This window comes from Candidatus Binataceae bacterium, from assembly GCA_036495685.1.
In the GTDB taxonomy this organism is placed as follows: Bacteria; Desulfobacterota; Binatia; order Binatales; family Binataceae; genus JAFAHS01.
The window spans coordinates 1-3334 of record DASXMJ010000185.1 but is presented as its reverse complement, the minus strand read 5'-3'; the positions used below and the strand labels follow the sequence as shown (position 1 = coordinate 3334).

At 57.5% G+C, this 3334-nt stretch carries 3 protein-coding genes; all 3 read left to right on the top strand.

What is annotated here, in order from left to right:
• Nucleotides 1-364, top strand: a 364-nt coding sequence (locus VGI36_16920; GenBank protein HEY2486828.1) for an SDR family oxidoreductase, incomplete at its 5' end; no start/stop codon positions are given.
• Nucleotides 365-600: 236 nt separating this feature from the next.
• A complete protein-coding gene (locus VGI36_16915) occupies nucleotides 601-1053 on the top strand; it encodes a VOC family protein (protein HEY2486827.1) in 453 nt (150 codons plus the stop codon).
• A gap of 211 nt (nucleotides 1054-1264) precedes the next feature.
• A complete protein-coding gene (locus tag VGI36_16910) occupies nucleotides 1265-1954 on the top strand; it encodes a helix-turn-helix domain-containing protein (GenBank protein ID HEY2486826.1) in 690 nt (229 codons plus the stop codon).
• The last annotated feature ends 1380 nt before the right edge of the window (nucleotides 1955-3334 follow it).

Genomic DNA, 3334 nt, shown 5'->3' with positions numbered 1-3334 from the left:
TGGATCGATCATCCTGAACGCTTCGATCGTGGCGTCCAAAGGCAATCCGGCGTCGAGCGTGTACAGCGCGACCAAGGCCGCGGTACGGTCGTTCGCGCGCACGTGGACGATGGATTTGAAGGAACGCAAAATCCGCGTGAATGCACTCAGTCCGGGTCCGATCAACACTCCCGCATATGACCGACTAGCGCAGTCCGGGCCAGCAGGCCAGCAGATGTTGGCGAGTATCGTGAACAGGGTCCCGATGGGCCGCTTCGGCACACCGGCTGAAATCGCGAGGGCCGCGGTTTTCCTCGCCTCTGATGACAGCACTTTTGTCACCGGCTCTGAGCTATTCGTCGACGGCAGCGCCGCCCAAATCTGAACACGATCCGGTGTGACCTACCGTCTGCTGTATGGCGAAATGCTATCGTCCATCTGTAGCAAAGGTTCCATCCTCGGGGACTGCGAACAAGAAAGCTGGCTTAGCAACGGGTGTAGCGCTCGAGGGGCACAGAGCCCGAAGAGATCGGTACAACTTTCGCCGCGACCGCAGGATAGGGGCTTTCGGGCTTCGGTACACAAATGCGTGAAGAAAAATAACTCATCAGGAGGTGTGTGATGGCTCGGGGAAGTATCAGTCATATCACGCTGACAGTGAGCGACCTGGAACGCTCAACGGCATTTTACGACAGAGTATTTGAATTCATCGGCTTCAAACGCGTCGAGGTTCCGGAATCCACTCAGCAAGCGATGAAAACACCGCTCAAAGCGTGGGTCGGACCTGGTTACTCAATATCGATCCGTCCCTCGAAGGGCGAGTTTGCGCACAGGCCCCACGATCGCAACGCTCCTGGATTTAACCACATGGCATTCAGTGCCGAGAGCCGATCGGAAGTTGAAAAACTGTACGCGCTCCTAGTTGCAATCGGAGCAACAGTACTCGACGCGCCCGCGGAATATCCGTACTCGCCCGGATACTTCGCAGTCTATTTCACTGATCCCGACGGGATTAAGTTTGAGTTCGCGCACGCGACTGGATATGACCGCTATCGGACAGAACCGAGTGAGTGATCCATGAATAGTACATGGAATTTGAAACGAGCCTTTGAGGGCGGCAGAATCTGAGGATCCCAGAGGAGACCCTCAAGCCCGCAGCGTCTCGTTGAAAATATAGACTTGATGACCTCCTAGCAAAAAACGAAAAGCGCCCGAGGACTTCTAGTGTAATGTCCCATAAATAACTTATTTAATTTGGGGCGCCAATCTGGTACAATGCTGCCCAATGGGCAGGCCTAATGTGGTGGTGAAGGTGAGTTCGGCGGAGCACGAACAGTTGGATTCGATCGCGCGCTCGCGCAGCTTGCCGCATTCGCTGGTGCGGCGCGCGCGGATCGTTCTGATGTCGGCGGACGGGGTTGCCAATGGGATCATCGCGGAGCGCTGTGGGGTCAGCGTTCCGACCATCAGCCATTGGCGGCGCTGCTGGCGCGAGCGCGGAGTAGCCGGATTGCATGGGGAACTTAGGCCGGGACGCCCGCGCAGCTACGACGACGAGCGCGTGGCGGGGCTGATGCGCAAAGTACTGCAGAGCCGGCCGCCCAATGCCACTCAGTGGAGCGTACGTAGCGCGGCCGCGGCGAGCGGCATCTCCAAGAGCACGGTGGCGCGCTACTTCGCCTTGTTCGGGGTCCAGCCCCATCGCAGCAAGAGCTTTAAGCTTTCCACCGATCCGTTCTTCTTGGAAAAGGTTCGCGACGTGGTGGGGTTGTATCTCAACACGCCCGACCAGGCGGTTGGTGCTGTGCGTGGACGAAAAGAGCCAGGTACAGGCGCTGGAGCGCACCCAACCGGTTCTGCCGATGGGCTTGGGCTACATATTTCGATTACTACCACGGTTCTCGGACTCATCTATCGCTGCGAAAGGATTCCCTGGAGCCTCGCCCCATTGAGCCGCCGGAGCGCGGAAGAGTGATTGCGTTCCCTCAGGTGGGTGGTATGCATCATCGCTACTAGCGCCTTGCGGCCTGACAGCATCAATCATTGCTTACTGTTAGTTGCGCGCCCCCGCATACGCTGGAGATCCGCGAATTACAGAAAACTAAATCGCGATTTGCGCGAGGGGTTTTACAATTCAACCCGCGGCGCGCGTCGGTTCCGCCGCAGGTCGGCCTGGTCTTTCGCGGGTGTTCCAATTTTGGTTCGAATGAAATTTTCAGCAAGGACAACTGTCGAAAGACACGATTCGGCTAATCCGAGCGACTATTTCCGCAACATATGCGGCTGCGATCGACGACGGCGTTGCGGTCGTCAATCCAACGACGCTGCCGCGAAGGGCAAAAGCTTTGGGTCGCTCGCCCAAGGTCCACATTCGTCCACTTTCCGAGGCGGAGCTTGCTTCGTTTCTGAGGACGGCCGAGAAAGAAGACCCTGCCTACTATCGCTTCTTTTTGTCGTTGGCGCGGGCTGGCCTTAGGCCTGGAGAAGCCAGAGCACTCAAATGGACAAACGTCGATTTCGTGAACCGAAAGCTGACTGTTGCCCATTCGTGGTCTGAGGAGGACGAGATCGCAGACACCAAGACAGGGGCCACCAGACACGTCGACTTGAGCCAGGAGTTGGCGCAGACGCTCATTTGGATTCGCGCGGAACGAGAAAGGAAGGCATTGAAGCCTCGGTTCGATACTGAACTGGACTGGGTTTTTGTCAACGGCCGGGGCGGGCCTTTTGATGACAGCCGAATCCGAAAGCGATTTCGACGGCTGGCCAGGCTGACCGGAATCACGGGTCACCGCGTCTACGATTTACGCCACACGTTCGCGAGTTTGCTGCTGAGCAAAGGCGCTCCGATTACTTACGTCGCTTCACAACTGGGTCACGCGAATCCGACGACAACCCTCCGATGGTACGCATACTGGTTACCAACCGACGCTGCCCGCTATGTCGACTCCCTCGACACGGTTTCCGAGCGCGTTAGGCACCAGATAGGCACCGCTGAGGAATTCTACACAGTCGGGGAGGAAAAATCCCTTGAGTTTCTTGGTGCGCCGTCGGAGACTCGAACTCCGGACCCGCTGATTAAGAGTTGCCCATCCGACTTCACTCAGGAACACCAGCAGCAGCAAACCCCGCGAAAATTGGGGAGTTCTCGATGACAATCGGTCATCTTGGTGCGTCCTGCTGTACTGTTCAGCGTGCTGGTTTGGCACCGATGTTGGCACCGATGGCGGATAAGCGAAGTCGGCGTACACGAGGAAAGCCGGTGGAGGCGGATGCGGGTGGAAGCGACTGACGCGAGGGCAAGCCAGCGGGCTTTTAATAGGCAGAAAAGGCCACCCACGAAGCGGATGGGCGT